Below are 17,973 nucleotides of genomic sequence, written 5' to 3'. Positions count from 1 at the left end.
TAATGGCTATTATTCATTTTACTAATAGTTCGAACAGGATTACTTTGACCTCAACCACATATCCAGCCATCTAATCCCATTTTCTGAGGTCGTTATTATGAAGTCATATCAAGGTTTGTTTGCCCAAGCACTCTATTTAGCTGCAATGCCACTTGAGCAAGACTGCACTCAACAAAAACAAACTAAAACTAGCGAGCAACAGTGCGCAGTTAAAGAATCTACTAATGAAAATACCTAAGTCGTTTTGATGGGCATTGTCAGGGAATATCACCGCTCACTTCAAGCCAGACTTCTAACAGCTCTCATCGGTTAGCTCGCGCCAATTAACATCATATTGAGTGCGGGTTAACAGCGCTTCTAATTGACATAGCGTCACTTCACCTATCTCATCAAACTCTATGTTAGTGATGATAAAGTGCTTCTGCTGAAGTGCTGTCCACTTACAGTGGCGCAGTTTTTTAGGATCTGTTTTGCTCATAGTAAATAGTAGTAATAGAGATTCTTGATCGACCAACACTGCTGTACTATTTTTGAGGTTTTGATGGAGTTTAATGAAAGAACCCATCGCGACAACTGCGACAGGTTCTATTGCGCAGTATATTAGTTGAGTAATTCATGATTATCAGGAAGTTGACGGCTGATCCACAGCACGAGTTTGTGCTTCATATTGGGGCCATCTTCTTTGTCTTTTGATAAAGCTTGAATTAAGTTGTCTTTAACCAGTAACCGGTAAATACATTCCACTTTATCTTTAGGCGAAATACCCTGACCAAAATCGTCAAAGCCTCTTTTCTTGGCGTAACCTACACCGATTTCCATTGCTAACTTAAGTAGCTGTGCATCGTGCTTTCCAGACTTCATATATCGATTCTCATTGGAAATATTATTATTAAATTTACGCTATTGCCGATAGATTTCAATGGCAAAATTGAGAAAGCGGCTTATTTAGCAGGCTGATTGCTGTGGTATGGCACTAAGTGCGTTGTTTCGCTGGTTTATTCACCGCCACTGTCATTGTTAGGAATAAAAAAATACCGCTCAGATTTTTGAGCGGCATTTTTGATTTTGCATTATGACAACGGCTTACTGAGTTGAAAAATCGCTCTCAACTAGCTCTGTCTTGTTGTCAGCTTGCGGCGTATGACACTGAGTACAGTTGTAGTACTGATTGTTTAACTTAGCATCGGCAAGTAGGTGCGACGGGTCGATCTGAGTCGCTTTCATCCGTTTTGCTTTTGCTGGGCTATGGCAGCTCATACAGCCGTTTTTCTTTAACGTAATTGGATATCCCGCTTTATGTGGGATCATCGGTGGTTGGTGTACAAAAGTACGCTCAATCGACTTTCCACGTTTAGGATACGTCGCTGCCGGGTCCGCTGCCCGTATTTCGGTGATTGCAGACTGTCCAAGTGAATTGATGTTAACAGGCTCTGCTGGCGTATTTGCTTGCTGGCCTGAACATGCGCTGAGCGCCATCACTAACGCAGCTGCAGTCAATAATTTTTTCATCAGTTTATCTCCGCTTATTGGCTAGTTATGCTTTCGTTACTTTGACTGGACATTTCTTGAAATCGGTCTCTTTTGACAGAGGATCCGTCGCGTCTAGCAACAACTTGTTGACCAGCTGGCGTGCATCGAAGAATGGCATAAATGCCACGCCTCTTGGCGGCTTGTTACGGCCTTTAGTTTCAACTCGGGTCTTAACTTCACCACGAGGCGAGGCAACAATCACTTCGTCGCCACGCTTCACGCCACGAGCTTTAGCATCTTCTGGATGCATGAAAATCTGTGCATCAGGATATGCGCGGTAAAGTTCAGGTACACGAGCTGTCATTGAACCTGTATGCCAATGCTCTAGCACGCGGCCGGTCGATAACCAGATATCGTACTCTTCGTTTGGTTCTTCAGCTGCTGGCTCATACGGCAGGGCAAAGATAACCGCTTTACCATCTGGCTTTCCGTAGAAGTTAAAGCCTTCACCGGCTTTCACATACGGATCGCTGCCTTCAACGAAACGACGTAGCGTTTCTTTACCATCAATAACAGGCCAGCGTGCACCGCGATTTTCATGGTAAGTATCGAATGGGGCTAGATCGTGTGCATGGCCGCGACCAAACTGGGCATACTCTTCGAATAGGCCTTTTTGAACGTAGAAACCAAATGCATCAGACTCATCATTAAGGTCCGCTTTACACTCATCCGCAGGGAACTTGTCAACCACGCCGTTAGCAAATAACACTTCAAAAAGTGTCTTGTCTGCATATTCAGGTTTCTTAGCAATAAGCTCAGCAGGCCATACTTCAGATACCTTGAAGCGCTTAGAGAACTCCATTAGCTGCCATAAGTCTGACTTAGCACCTTCTGGTGGCTTAACTTGTTGATGCCACATGTGTGTACGACGCTCGGCGTTACCGTAAGCACCCTCTTTCTCAACCCACATCGCGGTGGGTAGAATCAAATCAGCGGCCATTGCGGTGACGGTTGGGTAGGGATCTGACACCACAATGAAGTTTTCAGGGTTACGGAAACCAGGGTAGATCTCTTCGTTGATATTCGCCCCTGCTTGCATGTTGTTGGTACACATATTCCAATAACAATTTAACTTGCCATCTCTAAGCATACGCGTTTGCAATACCGCGTGGTAACCCGGTTTTGGCGGTATAGTACCTTCTGGTAGCTGCCATAGCGCTTCGGTTCTCTTACGGTGCTTAGGATTCTTAACGACCATGTCTGCGGGTAGGCGGTGTGAGAATGTCCCGACTTCACGTGCTGTACCACAGGCTGATGGCTGACCCGTTAGTGAGAATGGGCTGTTACCCGGTGTTGCGATTTTACCTGTGAGTAAGTGGATGTTATAGAGCATATTGTTAGCCCAAACACCACGAACGTGTTGGTTAATACCCATGGTCCACAAGCTCATTACTTTCACTTTTGGATCGGCATAAGCCTTGGCCATAAGTTCGAGTTTTTCTGGCTCAACACCACTCATCTCTGCAGCGTATTCTAGGGTATAAGTGCTAACGAACTTAGCGTACTCATCGAAGCTGATTGGCGCTGACTTACCGTTACCTGGGTTCTTGGCTTTCTGCTCTAGTGGATGCTCTGGACGCAAACCGTAACCGATATCGGTGGTACCTAAGGCAAACTTGGTGTGCTTGGTGACAAAGTCTTTGTTTACTGCATCATTTTGAATGATGTAGTTAGCGATGTAGTTAAGGATCGCCAAATCAGACTGAGGACGAAAGACCATGGCGTTATCGGCTAGGTCGAAGCTGCGGTTTTGGTAGGTCGATAAAACATGTACACGGCTGGTCGGGCTGCTTAAGCGGCGATCAGACAGACGTGCCCATAAAATGGGGTGCATCTCGGCCATGTTTGCGCCCCATAGGACGAATTCATCAGCGGCTTCAAGATCATCATAACAACCCATTGGCTCATCGATACCGAAGGTACGCATAAAGCCACCGACAGCAGAAGCCATACAGTGACGGGCGTTAGGATCGATATTGTTGGTCAGGAAACCGGCTTTGTGAAGTTTAGAGGCGGCATAGCCTTCCCAAATAGTCCACTGGCCTGAACCAAACATACCTACAGCGGTAGGGCCTTTAGTGTTAAGTGTGTGTTTCCACTTATCGGCCATGGTGTCTAGTGCGGTATCCCAGCTGACTGGAGTGAATTCACCCTCTTTGTCATATTTGCCATCAGTCATGCGCAATAGCGGAGTCGTTAGACGATCCTTACCGTACATAATCTTCGATAAGAAATAGCCTTTAATACAGTTAAGGCCTTTGTTGACTGGGCTTTCTGGATCGCCTTTAGTTGCAACAACTTTGCCATTATCTGTACCGACAAGAACACTACAACCTACGCCACAAAAACGACAAGGTGCTTTGTCCCACTTAATGCTATCTTTTTGCTCTGCAGCTTCGACTATCTTCACTGGCAGAGTCGCACCAACGGCTGTTGCGGCGGCAACGGCTGCGTTGGCTTTTAGAAACTCGCGACGGCTAATGCTCATGGTGTTCCTCACTCTTTTGTTCTTCGGAATCGACTTGATGATAAATTAAGCTGCTATTAATAACCCCTTCAAGGGCATTAATAGCTTCAACGTTATCGAGGATGGAGCGTTGGGTTTCACCTTCTAAGGTGACCACAAACTTGCCTTCATCGGTAACAGCATGGATTTCGGCGCCTTCAAGCGCAGATAAGCGCTGCTTGATATCGGCAACAGATTTAGACGCGGCGTGCACGACTAAGCTGGTGATATGAAATTCTTTGCTCATCTTTCTACCTTCTTCGTTTTGGCAAATAACATCTGCATAAACGCGATGACCTACCAAGATTTACATTGAGTCTAGACCTCATATAAATTGTGGGTATACCTCACAAGGGGTAATGGGCTTTTTTATCGACCAAGATCAACTTTTTCTAGGTGATCTAGTTCTCAATTCTGTCAATAAATACTAGCAGCTTGATTGGTTTTTGTTCATATAGAATGTTAGCTTGCGCTACATTAAATATTGAACATATTCAAAAGCTTGATTAATGATAACTATTCTTGTTTAACGGGTAACTGAGCTGACGCTCGTTCGGTGTAGAGAGGGAGATATTTTGACTGGGATCGATGTTTTTCGCTCAATATCCTGTGAGTTCCATGTAGCCCATTCCGGTATGAGTGCCGCTAATATGGATAGGACCCTCCCAATAAGGGATAGACAGTGGCATGCTGGAGTCGCTGTTCAGCGGCGTGGTATTAATATCGATGTTTTCTGATGGGATCTCAATGTGCCATTGCACCGGATATCGACCCGATGCTGTTTGCTGCCATGCTGTTGCTGTCATCGTTATCTGTTCATTACTGATATTATGACCACGACCATCTTGGTACATGCGTCTACCACTGTAAAAGTCGCTTTGCTCGCCGTTGTCATCTCTAAGTTGAAATAGCATTAAGGTGCTGCTGCTATCGAGTCTAATGGCAAACCAATCCCAACCTTGCTGCGTTTTTGATAGGAACTGCGAACTCCACTCTCGATCTAACCAAGCCTGTCCGCTGACCCTATCCGTTTTCCCATCTCTGACGAGACTGCCTGTCACCGTGATAAATGGCTGGCTATAGTAATAGGAAGCCACCGTGCCAGCGGCATTTTTCTCGCTATAGCCGTTGTCACCCTGCAGCTGAAACGGGGCTGCGGTATCAAGCTGCAACTGATAGCTAAAGTCTTCGCTTGCGACCGCTAATGTGGCTGGAAATAGTAGTTTGCTTTGGCTGACCCATTGCCAGTCATCTTGGCGAATGGTTAACGGATCAGCTTGGGTACCCGCAAAGCTTTGATGACCTCGAGACCACTTCTCCTCGGCTTGATGATTGCTCTGGCTAGTGATGGCGGTATGCGACATATAAAGCTGCTCAGTTTGCCAAAGTGAGCTATCGACAGCGGGATTGCGCTGTTGTTGAACCATTGGTTGGAGATTGGCCGGTGGCGCCAGTGCAATACGAAATTGCGTCCATTGCAATCCAATCTGCTCTTTTGACTCTGTTTCAAGGTTGGCGGTGAGATACCACCACTCCTGCCTAAAATCATCGTGGGCCATATGATCGTCTGGAAACTGTAAACTGACATTGGGCGACACTGGGCTATAACCTTGGGTGTTGCCATCAAGAAGTTGCCCCATGCCCGTTGACGATTTAGGGGCTGGCGAGCAGGCGCTAATGAATGTTGTAATGAGGCTGATAAATAGCGCCCAAGGTAAGACTTTGTTCATAATGCTTCCTGCTGCAAGCTAGTGATGAGCGGCTTACGTGTTTGCCAATAGAGCGGTAGCAACACCGCCAACGCACTTGCGCCTAGCGCAATAAATAGCACTCGAAAATAAGCTTGCCAGTCCCATACCATGGCGATACTCCAACCAAAAGCCTGCAGCGTGACTTTATTGATGAGCAGGTAGCCAAGCAGTGCACCAGAGGGTAATGCCAGTAGACAGGTAAACAATATGATTAATAACATTTGCAGTGACACTAGCCCGCGTAGCTGATTACGACTGACGCCGAGTGCATATAGTCGAGCCAGCGGGGCTTGCCGTGCCTGAGTGAGCATCAAACAAGCGCTGAACAAGCCAATGGCGGCAACCATCAATGTTAGGCTGTTTAGCACTAAGGTTATCGAGAACGTACGTTTAAAAATCTCCAGCGCCCGTTGTTTTATCTTAGTTTGGTTATACATCTGCGCCGCTGACAGCGGTACTTGCTGCTGCAATATCTGTTCGAGCTCCGCTATCTCTCCAGTGTAACTGGCGGCGATACTAGTGGGGCGGGTCTGTAGCCCTAATTGCTGCCACGTATGTTGGCTGACAATCACTTGCCCCAACGGATTGCCATAATCGTAAAAGATAGCGCCGATAGGTAAAGGTGCCAGTGCAGCATTTTCAAATTCCGGCAGTGAGATAACATCGCCCAGCTTGAGTCGATACTTAATCGCCATTGGCTCACTTATCATCAAGGCGTCACCGGCAAAGAATAACGGCCATAAGTTATCAATTTCGGCCTTCATTTGATTACTGTTTCTTAATGAGTGCGCATCTCGGGTCATTAGGCTTACTGGTACATTTTGGTAATGACTTTTATGCAGCCATTGGCCATATACGGCGCTGACCTTAGGCTGTTGGGCTAACAGTGTTTGAGTGGCTGCTATTTTGTCATTAGGCGGCCGAATATAAATATCGGCATATAAGCGGGCGTCCAACCAATTCTTGAGGGTGATCTCGAAACTACCGACTAGGGTGTTCATCGATATATTGGCGGTCAGTGCCAGTAACATGGCCATCATCGCTAATGATAATGGTGCAATAAGCTCCTGACTCTCTGCGACAGCATATTGCCACAAGCCATTACGGCTTACGCGCTTGGCAATAGATAAGCAAAATTGCAGTGATAACGGCAGTAACAGAGGAATAGCAACAGTGACTAAACCCAGTAGGATTAAGCTATGTTGGTAGTCATGGCTAAAGGGGAAAAGGGCTGCGGCGAGCGCAAGTAAAGCGATCGCTATCAAAAACAATACTCGCTGAGTTTTACCTGCATGGCGTTGCTGCTCAAAACGGCTGCTACAGCGTGCGAGTGGCTGCTTGGCCAGTGCGTTAAACAGCGGTAAACAAGCACATATGGCGGCAACAAAAGTAAGCCCTATAGCTTGATAGAGCCAGCTCCATTGCCATAACCCTGGTAGCAGTCTGGCACCATAAAGCTGCTCCAGCGTTAACGCTATCATAGGTTGTAACCAGTGGCTTAATTGTAAACCTAAGATAAAACCGAGCACAGATCCTATGATGACTAAGGTCAGTAGCTCAACAAAAAGCGCGATTAACAAGGCGCGTTGCGGAACACCTTGCTGTTGCAGTTGTACTAGTAACTTTTGTCGTTTTAACAGGCTATAACGTACGCCGTTATAAGCGATAAAAAGTCCCACCACAAAGGCAAGTAAACTCATTGCCGTGAGGTTCAGATGAAAACTGCGGGTCAAACTAGTGAGTCCTTCTCCCTCATCTTGCTGCGCTACATCAAACAGCTTAATGCTTTGTTGGCTAAAGAGTTGAGTGACTTTTGCGGTTAACTGACTGGCGTTACCAAAAAGCGCGATGTAACTCAGTTCGCCCGGTTGGTTCAGCAAACGCTGACCGAGAGATATATCCATTAAAATGGCACTGCCGAGGCCGAATTCATCATCTACTGAGATGACTGATAGCATCTGGCCTTCAAGTTCGAGAGTGCCTTTGGGGGCGACTTGATCGGCAAAGCTTTGACTCATGAGTATATAGGGCTGACCGGAGAGCAGTTTGGCTAACGGAATACCCTTTGAGAGCATTGAAATTTTTGCAGGTTTTGCTATTTCATTAGTTTTGCTGTGGTGCTGTATTGAAAGTGCGGCAATGAGATCGCTGGCTTGAATATCCCAGCGTTGACCCTGGCTATTGGTAACGGTACCGCTAAGCACAGCTAATGATTGGGTAACACCCGCTTGGCGAAGGTGTATATAGACAGATTCGTTGATGGCTTTTTCGCCAGCGACAGGCGTTAAAATAAGTTGCGCTCGCTGGCTTAAAAGCTCGGTGGCTTGGGAGTAACTGCGCAGCGCATTTTCGTTAGTGGCACGTACACCAATGAGTAGCATTACCGCTAAAATAAAACCCAGTAAAATAGCGCCAGCTTGTAGAGGGGCTTTAAGGTAATGCCGTGCGAAAACAGCAAGGCTCAACCTAACCGTTAACCCTAATTGGCTACTCATTGATATGACCTTGCTCCAAATGCCAGCGTCTTTGCATAAATGCTGCACATTCAGCGCTGTGGGTCACCATGAGTATGCTGGTATTAGACTCACGAGCGAGTTCGGTCAGCAGCAGCATCACCTCTCTACCGGCTTTTTCATCTAGATTGCCAGTGGGTTCATCGGCTAACAGCAACTTGGGTTGATGAGCTAAGGCTCGAGCGATAGCGACTCGTTGTTGCTGGCCACCTGACAGGGTTTCTACATGACGGTGTTTCACCGCATCCAAGCCCAACTGCTTGATTAAATGATCGCACCAAGGCGACCATTGCTGGCGATTAAGGCGTAGCGAAAATGCGATATTGTCTGTTACATTTAGTGGAGTGAGCAGGTTGAATTGTTGGAAAATCACCCCTAGATGGCTACGTCTAAACTGGCTCCAATGCTTGTCTTGCCAAGGGGATGTGTCATTTTCAAATAGAGCGAGCGTGCCACTATCGATAAATTCAAAACCACCGATAATGTTAAGCAAGGTACTCTTGCCGCAGCCACTGGGGCCGGTTAGTGCGACAGTGTCGGCACTTTCAAGTTGTAGGTTAATATCATCAAGCACTTGGTGATATTTATCGCCGTCATTAAATCCTTTCGATACCGCTGTTAACGTCACGATACTTTTGCCCATTACAGCTCCTTGATAGACCCCGCACATCATTTCCATGGCCTAGCCCATCTCGTCTGGCTGTTACTAATCTAGCACGCAATCACCTAGGAATACCCGTCGAAGTTGCATTTATACCCCTGATATACCACTGGTAGCTAAAACCATCTATTTTGAACCTGTGAACATAAACCCTTTAAGTCAATAAACACGGGTTTAATAAGTTGATACCACTTACTTTACTGGGTTGAATCAAAAGTTTATGGCTCTCTTTTTAGGTATTGGCTGCTAGTCTTGTCTACACTATGGAACATGGCGTGTTGAACCTTACTAATAGCACTGTGGATCATGGATATGAGCGGACGTCGCACCTTTCGAAGCCGGATTTTATCGCAAATAGCATTCCCCTTAATTGCAATAATGGCCGTTGTATTCAGTGTTAACGCTTGGTTTAATTACCAAGCTGAAGAGAAGTACATTTATGACGACCTAGAAAAACAAGCTGAGACGATAGCCCGTCGTATCCATTTTTTTCTACTTTCCGCGCAAAATGATACCCGTTCGGTTGCAGATCTATTGAGTGAAGCTGATGCACAGTCGCTACTCAATAATGAAGATAAACTCAAAACGATTTTAACTCGCCGATTGGATCGACATCCTGATTTTTATGGCGGCGCTATCGCCTTCCAAAAAACATCCATTGGCGAGAGAGAACTGTTTGCCCCCTATGCTTATCGAGACAATGGCAAGATTAACATCATCGATATTGGCGTCGATGGTTATGATTACACCGATGGTTCGTGGGAATGGTGGAGTAAGGCGATAGATAATATCGATGGCTACTGGTCTAGCCCTTACTTTGATGAAGGTGCTGGCAATGCATTGATGATTAGCTACTCGCAGCCGTTTGGTCAGGTACTGCCTTATGATGGGGTCGTGACGGTCGATCTGGCGTTGAGTACTCTCCCTAAAATAGTCAATATTGCAGCACAAAGAATCGTGATTTTCGATGACAAAGGTCAACTCATTTACCATGTGAATCAAGCGCTTTTGCTTGAGAAAGGTAAGGATAAATGGTTAACACAGTCTACAGTTAACCAAGCTTTCATTGAGTTAATAGATAGCGGGCAGCCCGGTTATAGCCATATAGAAGACAGCTCTGGTGGCACATTCTTGGCCAGTGTTGGGGTGGTACCAGCCCTAAATTGGCGGGTGATTATCATGACCCAAGAGCAACATCTGTATAATAAATTCCTACTCGGTTTCTCTTCATTAGCATTAAATCTACTGCTGATCTCAATAGTGTTATTACTCACGGGTTACCTGACGGCCAGAAGATTAACCCGTCCAATCGAGGAGTTAGAGGCTGGTATAGCAGCTTTTGGCGCAGGTGAAACCAAGCGGCTTGAGAAGCCCAAAGGGGCTGTGAGCGAGCTCATCACCTTAACGGATAAGTTCAATGATATGGCACAGGTGTTAGAGGAGCGCGAACAAGCTTTGCTTGATTCTCGAGGTAACCGTTTTGCCAAATTAATTGATGGTATGAGTGATAAATCTTTTTACTGCTCCATTGAACCTGATGGCCAAATCGCCCAAGTCAGTGCAGGTGTGGAGAAGGTGCTTGGCGTCAGCCCTGAATTATTAAAGCGTAAGTACCAGCGGATGTTTTCCGACAACCCGATTAATGATCAAAATTGGCAATATATGGATGAGGCACTGCAGGGTAAAAGTGTGCCACCACACCAGATAGAGATGCTTGATGCGGCGGGTAAATTACGCCGCTTAGATGTTTTTATGCAGCCATTGCTATCTGATAATCAAGATCTGCTCTCAGTTGAAATGCTATTTAATGATGTGACGCAGCAGTTTTCGGCAGCGGCTTGGTCAAATGCGGTACTTGAATCAGCACCAGAGGCGATGCTGATAGTGGATGAGGCAGGGCAATTGGTGTTTACCAATAGCCGATGTCAGTTACTGTTTGGTTATGATGAAGCGCAGATGCTAACGATGTCGGTTGATGCTCTCGTCCCCGCTGCAGTTCGACCACATCATGCTGGCTTGCGGCATAAGTTTGTTGCTGAAGGCCGAGATCGGAAAATGGGCCTTGGAATGACATCGGATCTGATGGCACTGAAAGCCGATGGTTGTGAGTTTCCGGTTGAAATCAGTTTAGGCATGTTGCCCCTTAGCGCTGACGGTGTACAGCAGGTGGCTGCTTCGGTCAGAGATATGACCGAAGAGTTAGCGATCGCTAGGCGGATTAAAGACAGTGAAAACCGCTTCCGCGGTCTGGTGACCAATATACCAGGCGCCGTTTACCGCACTCGAATTGACGATAATTGGGTGATGGAATACATCAGCGATAATATTGGTGATATTAGTGGTTATCCAGCAGTAGATTTTATTGAGAACAATAAACGCAGCTTTGCCAGCTTGATTGTTGCGGAGGATCTCGCCGCCGCTAACCTTGCAATTGAAACCGCTTTAGCCGAACAAAAAAGCTTTGAAGTGCAATATCGAATTAAGCATCGTGACTCAAGTATTCGTTGGGTGCATGAAAAGGGCAAAGCTATCTACGATGCTGAGGGTGTTGCTCTTTGGTTTGACGGCAGTATCAATGACATCACCACCAGTAAAGCCGCACAAGAGAAAATTGCCCAGTCTCAGCAACAGTTAGAAACCATAACCGAGTCAATACCGAGTACTGTTTATCAATTGCATTGGCGAGCAAACCGCGATCGTGAATTCACTTTTTTATCAAGCGCCTGTATTACCACGCTAGGTTTTCATCGCGATCAAGTTATTGATAATTTCGATCTGGTTGCCGATTGCATTATCACTGACGAGCGTACGCATATTATAGAAGCGCTATCAGGTACTAGCGGATCAGGATTAAATTGGACCGAAGAGTTTCGTTATCGTCATCCTTCCGGGGGCATTCGTTGGTTGCAAGCTGGAGCACACGGTAATCAATTAACCGATGGCAGTATTATTTGGAACGGCTATTTGATGGATATCACCGAGCGCAAGCACATAGACCGAGAGCTCGCTAAGCGCGAAGCTCACTTTAGAGCCCTGTTTGATAACGCCGGGATCGGCATTGTGAATGTGGATGATCGCGGTGGGATCTTAGATTGCAATGAGCAGTTTAGCCACTATATAAAGCTGTCATCAGATGAACTAAACGGCACCTCTTTCTTTGACTATCAGCACACAGATGACCGTGAAGCAACCAAAGCGATGTTTGTTGAGCTGATGGAGAATGGCGGCAGTAGCATAACCACCACCATCCGCCTGTTGAGTCAATCTGCTGATGTGATGTGGATGGATGTGACATTAACTGGCTTGCATGATAAACACGGTAAAATCAATTCTGCGGTGTTGTCGATGTCGGATATCACCTCACTAAAACAGCTGTCCGATGAGTTAAAGCAGGCAAAAGACTCTGCGGATGCAGCCAGTAAAGCTAAGAGTGACTTTTTAGCTAACATGTCCCATGAAATCCGCACACCCATGAATGCCATCATAGGTATGTCGCAGCTCTGTTTGCAAACTGATCTCAATAACAAACAGCAAAATTATGTGCAAAAAATAGATAGGGCCTCAAAATCATTACTGGGAATTATTAATGACATCTTAGATTTTTCAAAAATTGAGGCTGGCAAATTAGACATTGAAGCAGTGCCATTCCAGCTCGACACCATGCTGGAAGACTTAAGCGATATGTTTGCGGCTAAAGCGGCGGATAAGCAGCTAGAGTTGTTGTTTGCGGTGGCGCCAAATATTCCTCAGCACCTAGAAGGTGACCCGCTACGCTTGAGCCAAGTGTTGATAAACTTGATGAATAATGCGATCAAATTTACTGAACAAGGCGAAGTGTTGCTGTCTATTAGCCAGCTAGAGCAAGCTGAAGAAAACATTGTGCTTAAGTTCAGCGTTCGTGATAACGGCATCGGTCTCACGGAGGAACAACGCAGTAAATTATTTAAATCCTTTAGTCAGGCAGATACTTCTACCACTCGAAAGTACGGCGGTACAGGTCTGGGTCTGGCTATCTGTAAGCAGCTGGTGGAGCTGATGGGGGGTGAAATTGGTGTCGAAAGCCAGTTTGGCAACGGCAGTACCTTTTTCTTTACCGTTAAATTTAAAATTGCCGACAATAAACGCTTAAAAGTGGGAGAAGAGTTAGAGGGGATGCGCATATTAGTCGCTGATGACAACGCAACCGCACGTGACATCTTGCGTACCACCCTCGAAAGTATGGGCTTTGAAGTCGACACCGTGAAAAGTGGTGCTCAAGCAGTTACGCGGTGTAAGACCACCCAATATCCACTTGCGCTGATCGATTGGTTAATGCCTGAGATGAATGGCTTAGAGGCATCCGCAGCGATCATTGAAAACAGTGACACCCCGCCGAAGATATTGATCGTATCTGCCCATGCCAATACTGATTTAACCGAGCAAATCAATAATATGGATGTCGCTGGCTATATTACTAAGCCTATCAGTGCCTCTCGTTTGCTTGATGGCATCATGTCATCGCTGGGCAAGAGCGGCACTATGCCAGTGCGTCGTAAGGGTGTAGATATCAGTCAGGCGTTATTGACACAGCTAAAAGGTAAACGCGTCTTGTTAGTCGAAGACAACGAAATGAACCAAGAAGTTGCCACTGAATTTCTGGAGCAAGTTGGCATCGTTTTATCGATAGCGGAAAATGGTCAAGTGGCATTAGAAAAACTGGCACGTCAGCCATTCGATCTCGTGCTAATGGATTGTCAAATGCCGGTTATGGACGGTTATCAAGCAACCCAAGCACTGCGTAAAATACCCGAATTTGCAGCACTGCCAGTGATAGCGATGACAGCCAATGCAATGGCTGGAGATAAAGATATATGCCTGCGTGTGGGGATGAATGACCATATTGCTAAACCGATAGAGATTTCATTGTTATATTCCACTTTACTGACATATTTGGGTGATGGAGAGCAGCCCCCGTTAGATGCCACAATAGCGGGCGCTAAAGCCGAAGGCGATGTGCCATTTTGGCCACAACATACGGAGTTAGACGTCGATAAAGGTTTACAGTTAGTACAGAATTCAGTTCGGCTTTATAAGCGAATTTTTGAGCGTTTCTATACAAGCCAAATGCATACGGCAGAGCAGATTGAGCTCGCAATAAGCCAAGGTAAAACAGATGATGCCATTCGCTATGCACACACCTTAAAAGGGGTGTCTGGTAACTTATGTGCCCCTAGGTTAATTGAAGTCGCTAAAGCAATCGAAACTAAGTTAATGGCTGCTAGTGACGCTGATGTCGCCGCTGAATTAGCTGAATTAACCACACTTATTGCAGTTATTTGTGATGCCATATCTGCATGGATGTCACAGCTTCCCAATCATAATGAATTAAGCAATCAAAGTGTCTCAAAGCAGACTTTATCAGATATAGAGCTTACAGAAGCCGTGGCTGTGCTGTTAAGCATGTTGGAAGATGCAGACTCTGACGCCGTTGACAAAATGGATGAGATCAAAGGTCGAGTGGCTGCTGATATTTGGCACAAAATGAGTCCAGCGGTAGCAATGATCCAGAGCTATCAGTTCGATGATGCGGCAGAGCTTATTAAAAGGATTTTCGATTTATAGAGCCTGCATGGGTACTTTCCTTACTTCATTTTGTTATCCCAAGCATGTAATGACGCGCAGTCTATAATTGCTAATGACTGCTCTGTCTTTATCAACAAAAGTGAATAAGCCATGAAAAAAATCGCAATTATTCAAGAGTCACCTTATGTTCTTGATAAAGAACGAACCATAGAGAAAGCCGTAGATCTGATTAACTTAGTATCATCAAAAGGAGCTGAGCTTATCGTTTTTCCGGAGGCGTTTATATCTGGATACCCTGCCTGGATATGGAGGTTGAGACCTGGTGGTGACTGGGGGATCTGTGAAGAGCTACATGTACGGCTGCTTAAAAATGCGATCGACCTGTCTTCTGATGAGCTAAAACCCATGCTCGCAGCCGCTAAAGATAACTGCGTTACTGTCGTTTGTGGGATCAACGAACGAGATAATGCCAATAGCCAAGCCACAATTTATAACTCAGCGATAACGATCGATACTCAAGGCCAAGTTATCAATATTCATCGTAAGCTCATGCCCACTAATCCGGAGCGTATGGTATGGGGCTTTGGCGATGGCCATGGCCTGAATGTTATCGATACACCGGTCGGTAGAATCGGTAGCTTAATTTGTTGGGAAAACTACATGCCACTAGCGAGGTACTCTCTCTATTCACAAGGCGTTGAAATATATATTGCGCCAACCTACGACAGTGGTGAGGATTGGATTGGCACGATGCGGCATATCGCTAGGGAGGGAAAATGTTGGGTTTTATCTTGTGGAGTTGCTTTAGAAAGAAAAGATCTCCCCGAAGATTTTCCACATTTAGATGAGCTGTACCCCGCTGATGAAGAATGGATTAATCCGGGGGGATCCCTTGTGGTGTCGCCAACAGGAGAGATCGTAGCAGGGCCATTATTTAAAGAGAAGGGCTATTTGGTGGTGGATATTGATGTTGAATTAGCCTCAAATTCCAAACGTGCACTGGACGTAGCGGGTCACTACTCTAGGCCGGATATATTTAAGTTACATGTGGATAAGTCTCGACAATCTTCAACACAATTCAACAACAAAGATTAAGCGCTTACTCGTGTAACTCACCAGCTGATTTAAAGCTGACTATACTTGATGAATCAGTTGTGATTTAGGTCTAAAAGGAGGCTCTGCTTTATGGATAAAGCCACCATTTTAGTTGTGGACGACACCCCTGGTAACATTGATATTTTGGTTGGGATCTTAAGTAATGACTACAAGATTAAGGTGGCCATTGATGGCCCCAAAGCGCTGGTATTAGCGCAAAAAAATCCACCAGACATCATATTACTTGATGTGATGATGCCTGGGATGAATGGGTATGAGGTGTGTGAGCGTTTAAAGAAAGATCCACTGACCTGCCATATACCGGTTATTTTTGTCACAGCACTCGCAGATACTGCTGATGAAACCCAAGGTTTTTCACTGGGCGCTGTTGATTACATCACCAAGCCTGTAAGTGCTCCCGTGGTGCAAGCTCGAGTCAAAACTCACCTTGCACTTTATGATCAAAAACGTCTGCTTGAACAGGAAGTGAAAGCGCGTACTAAGGAGCTTGAAGATACTCGGTTTGAGATTATCAGACGTCTTGGCCGAGCGGCAGAATATAAAGACAATGAAACTGGCTTGCATGTGGTGAGAATGAGCCACTATGCGCGCTTGTTAGCAATAAAAACAGGCCTACCAGACAAGTACTGCGAGCTTATCTATAACGCCGCGCCAATGCATGATATTGGTAAAATTGGTACTCCCGATTCGATTTTGAAAAAGCCTGCTAAATTAGATGGTCCGGAATGGAAAGAGATGCAGCTGCATGCCGAAATTGGCGCCGAAATCATAGGCGACCATAAAGATCCATTACTTGAAATGGCAAAGCGTATCGCACTTAGTCACCACGAAAAATGGGATGGCAGTGGCTATCCTAATGGCGTAGCGGGATTCGATATTCCTATTGAAGGTCGCATAGTGGCAATTGCCGATGTATTTGATGCATTGACCTCCGTCAGGCCCTATAAAAAAGCTTGGACAGTGGCCGATACCATGAAGCTTATCGAGAGTGAGTCCGGTAAACATTTTGACCCTGAACTGGTGGAGCACTTTAAACATATTTTGGACGAAGTCACCAAGATCCGCGATCTGCATCATGAAACCTAAAACTGCTTTTATAGAGAGCAAAAAGGCGCACAAAGCGCCTTTTTTTTATGGTTTATAGTGTCTAATCACTCTCTTCTAATGAATAAGGCAGAGCGATGATACTGAGTTGTGATGTGTCATCTCCTGCTATTCTAAGTGCTGCATCGAGTGGTGTATCATTAGCTAAAACAGCAGTCAATAGAAGCTGTTGATCCCGTTGAACACTTTCAATGATGGTACCTGCGCGGCGAAACCCTGCCCCATCTTCTAAGGCGATCTCTAATTGGCTTTCAACGGTTAACTCAGCCGATACACTGCCCGACACAATATAGAGTGCGCGCTTGTTGCCACCGCGGTACTTCATTCTAGCAATCGTTTCTTGGCCCATGTAGCAGCCTTTGTTAAAGCTGATGCCATTGAGCGCTTGTAGGTTACACATTTGCGGCACAAATTTAGCATTATGCGCAGCGCCGATATTGGGGTAGCCCGCTAATATTTCTAGCTCTTGCCATGCTGTTGCATCAACCATGACAGCTTCGGTCAGTTTATTGAAATCCGCTACACTTGCTTGCTCTATGGCGACAATATAGCGGCCTGCATCTTGGATTATCATGCCATTGTCGATGAGCGTGAGTTCATCGTTTAATGTGCCAAATTGCTCAGTTAACCAGCTTGCAGCTTGTTCGCCGGCAACACCTATAAGTAGCCAGTTGTCGCTGACATCATTGAGTTCAGCTTTGCTAAATACGGCATATTTTTGTAACTGTGGTAGATCTAATGCCAAGGTTTGCTTTGGCATCATCATAAATAGGCTGTCGCCTTTGGCAAAGGTTCTAAAGGTGGCAAGCATCTTTCCTTTAGGATCGCAATGTGCGCCCCAACGCCATTGATTGTCTTCTAGTGAGCTGATATCAGTAGTGACTTGACCATGTATAAAGCTGCGTCCTTGTTCACCGGTTACTGAGATTAAACCGAGATGAGATAGCGTTGACACTATAAGAGAAGGCTGTTGTTCATTTAAAGGCCAGCTAGGCTGAGAAGTTGACAGGGTCATGAGCAAGTCCAAGAGTTAAACCAGAAGAGCGATGATTGTAACGCTAATCATTGGCTGCGAAAAGTTACATACCGCAAGTTTATTGAAACAATCCCCAAACCATCTAAAAAGGCTAAATCCAATATCTTGAGGTCGTTTGGGTATAAAGCCGTACAATCTAATATTATACGGCTTTATATGATCAGCTGAGATTGATTTCAGCTAGTTAGAGACTG

13 protein-coding genes are annotated in these 17,973 nt (G+C 45.6%); 4 read left to right on the top strand and 9 right to left on the bottom strand.

What is annotated here, in order from left to right; all coding sequences use genetic code 11:
- Window positions 1-97: 97 nt before the first annotated feature.
- The gene (locus tag L2755_RS11585; RefSeq protein WP_248980856.1) at window positions 98-238 is read left to right on the top strand and encodes a hypothetical protein; all 141 of its coding nucleotides are present in this window, start codon (window positions 98-100) and stop codon (window positions 236-238) included.
- 54 nt (window positions 239-292) lie between these two features.
- Here the strand turns inward: L2755_RS11585 and L2755_RS11580 are convergent, their stop codons facing one another.
- The 8 genes from L2755_RS11580 to L2755_RS11545 all read right to left on the bottom strand — a co-directional run bounded on the left by L2755_RS11580 (window position 293) and on the right by L2755_RS11545 (window position 8,943).
- On the bottom strand, window positions 293-565 hold the full coding sequence (locus tag L2755_RS11580; protein ID WP_248980855.1) for a TIGR02450 family Trp-rich protein: 273 nt from the start codon (window positions 563-565) through the stop codon (window positions 293-295).
- A gap of 35 nt (window positions 566-600) precedes the next feature.
- A complete protein-coding gene (locus L2755_RS11575; RefSeq protein ID WP_248980854.1) occupies window positions 601-861 on the bottom strand; it encodes a DUF5062 family protein in 261 nt (86 codons plus the stop codon).
- A 222-nt stretch (window positions 862-1,083) separates the two neighbouring features.
- Window positions 1,084-1,509 (bottom strand): nitrate reductase cytochrome c-type subunit, encoded by a 426-nt coding sequence (locus L2755_RS11570; protein WP_248980853.1) that lies wholly within the window; start codon window positions 1,507-1,509, stop codon window positions 1,084-1,086.
- A 25-nt stretch (window positions 1,510-1,534) separates the two neighbouring features.
- Window positions 1,535-4,018 (bottom strand): nitrate reductase catalytic subunit NapA, encoded by a 2,484-nt coding sequence (napA, locus tag L2755_RS11565; RefSeq protein WP_248980852.1) that lies wholly within the window; start codon window positions 4,016-4,018, stop codon window positions 1,535-1,537.
- Window positions 4,008-4,283 carry a chaperone NapD gene (locus L2755_RS11560; protein WP_248980851.1) on the bottom strand — a complete coding sequence of 92 codons (276 nt, stop codon included), beginning with the start codon at window positions 4,281-4,283 and terminating at the stop codon, window positions 4,008-4,010. Before L2755_RS11560 ends, napA begins: the two co-directional genes overlap by 11 nt.
- A 352-nt stretch (window positions 4,284-4,635) precedes the next feature.
- Entirely contained in the window at window positions 4,636-5,766 is a 1,131-nt protein-coding gene (locus L2755_RS11555; protein WP_248980850.1) for a lipocalin-like domain-containing protein, read from the bottom strand.
- Window positions 5,763-8,282, bottom strand: coding sequence for an ABC transporter permease (locus L2755_RS11550; protein ID WP_248980849.1), 2,520 nt, complete (start codon window positions 8,280-8,282; stop codon window positions 5,763-5,765). The genes L2755_RS11555 and L2755_RS11550 overlap by 4 nt, the downstream gene beginning before the upstream one ends.
- Window positions 8,275-8,943: an ABC transporter ATP-binding protein gene (locus L2755_RS11545; protein ID WP_248980848.1), complete on the bottom strand. Its 669-nt coding sequence runs from the start codon at window positions 8,941-8,943 to the stop codon at window positions 8,275-8,277. The genes L2755_RS11550 and L2755_RS11545 overlap by 8 nt, the downstream gene beginning before the upstream one ends.
- 324 nt (window positions 8,944-9,267) lie before the next feature.
- Here L2755_RS11545 and L2755_RS11540 point away from each other — a divergent pair, with 324 nt between their 5' ends.
- The 3 genes from L2755_RS11540 (at window position 9,268) to L2755_RS11530 (ending at window position 16,725) form a co-directional block, all read left to right on the top strand.
- A complete protein-coding gene (locus L2755_RS11540; protein WP_248980847.1) occupies window positions 9,268-14,562 on the top strand; it encodes a PAS domain S-box protein in 5,295 nt (1,764 codons plus the stop codon).
- Between the two features lie 111 nt (window positions 14,563-14,673).
- Window positions 14,674-15,618, top strand: a complete 945-nt coding sequence (locus L2755_RS11535) for a carbon-nitrogen hydrolase family protein (RefSeq protein ID WP_248980846.1) — start codon at window positions 14,674-14,676, stop codon at window positions 15,616-15,618.
- A 90-nt stretch (window positions 15,619-15,708) separates the two neighbouring features.
- Window positions 15,709-16,725: a response regulator gene (locus L2755_RS11530; RefSeq protein WP_248980845.1), complete on the top strand. Its 1,017-nt coding sequence runs from the start codon at window positions 15,709-15,711 to the stop codon at window positions 16,723-16,725.
- 61 nt (window positions 16,726-16,786) lie between these two features.
- Here L2755_RS11530 and ygfZ read toward each other — a convergent pair whose 3' ends face one another.
- A complete protein-coding gene (gene ygfZ, locus L2755_RS11525; RefSeq protein WP_248980844.1) occupies window positions 16,787-17,758 on the bottom strand; it encodes a tRNA-modifying protein YgfZ in 972 nt (323 codons plus the stop codon).
- Window positions 17,759-17,973: the final 215 nt, after the last annotated feature.

The sequence above is a fragment of the Shewanella abyssi genome, from assembly GCF_023284025.1.
Taxonomy (GTDB): Bacteria; Pseudomonadota; Gammaproteobacteria; order Enterobacterales; family Shewanellaceae; genus Shewanella; species Shewanella abyssi.
This window is presented reverse-complemented; position numbering and strand designations above follow the sequence as displayed.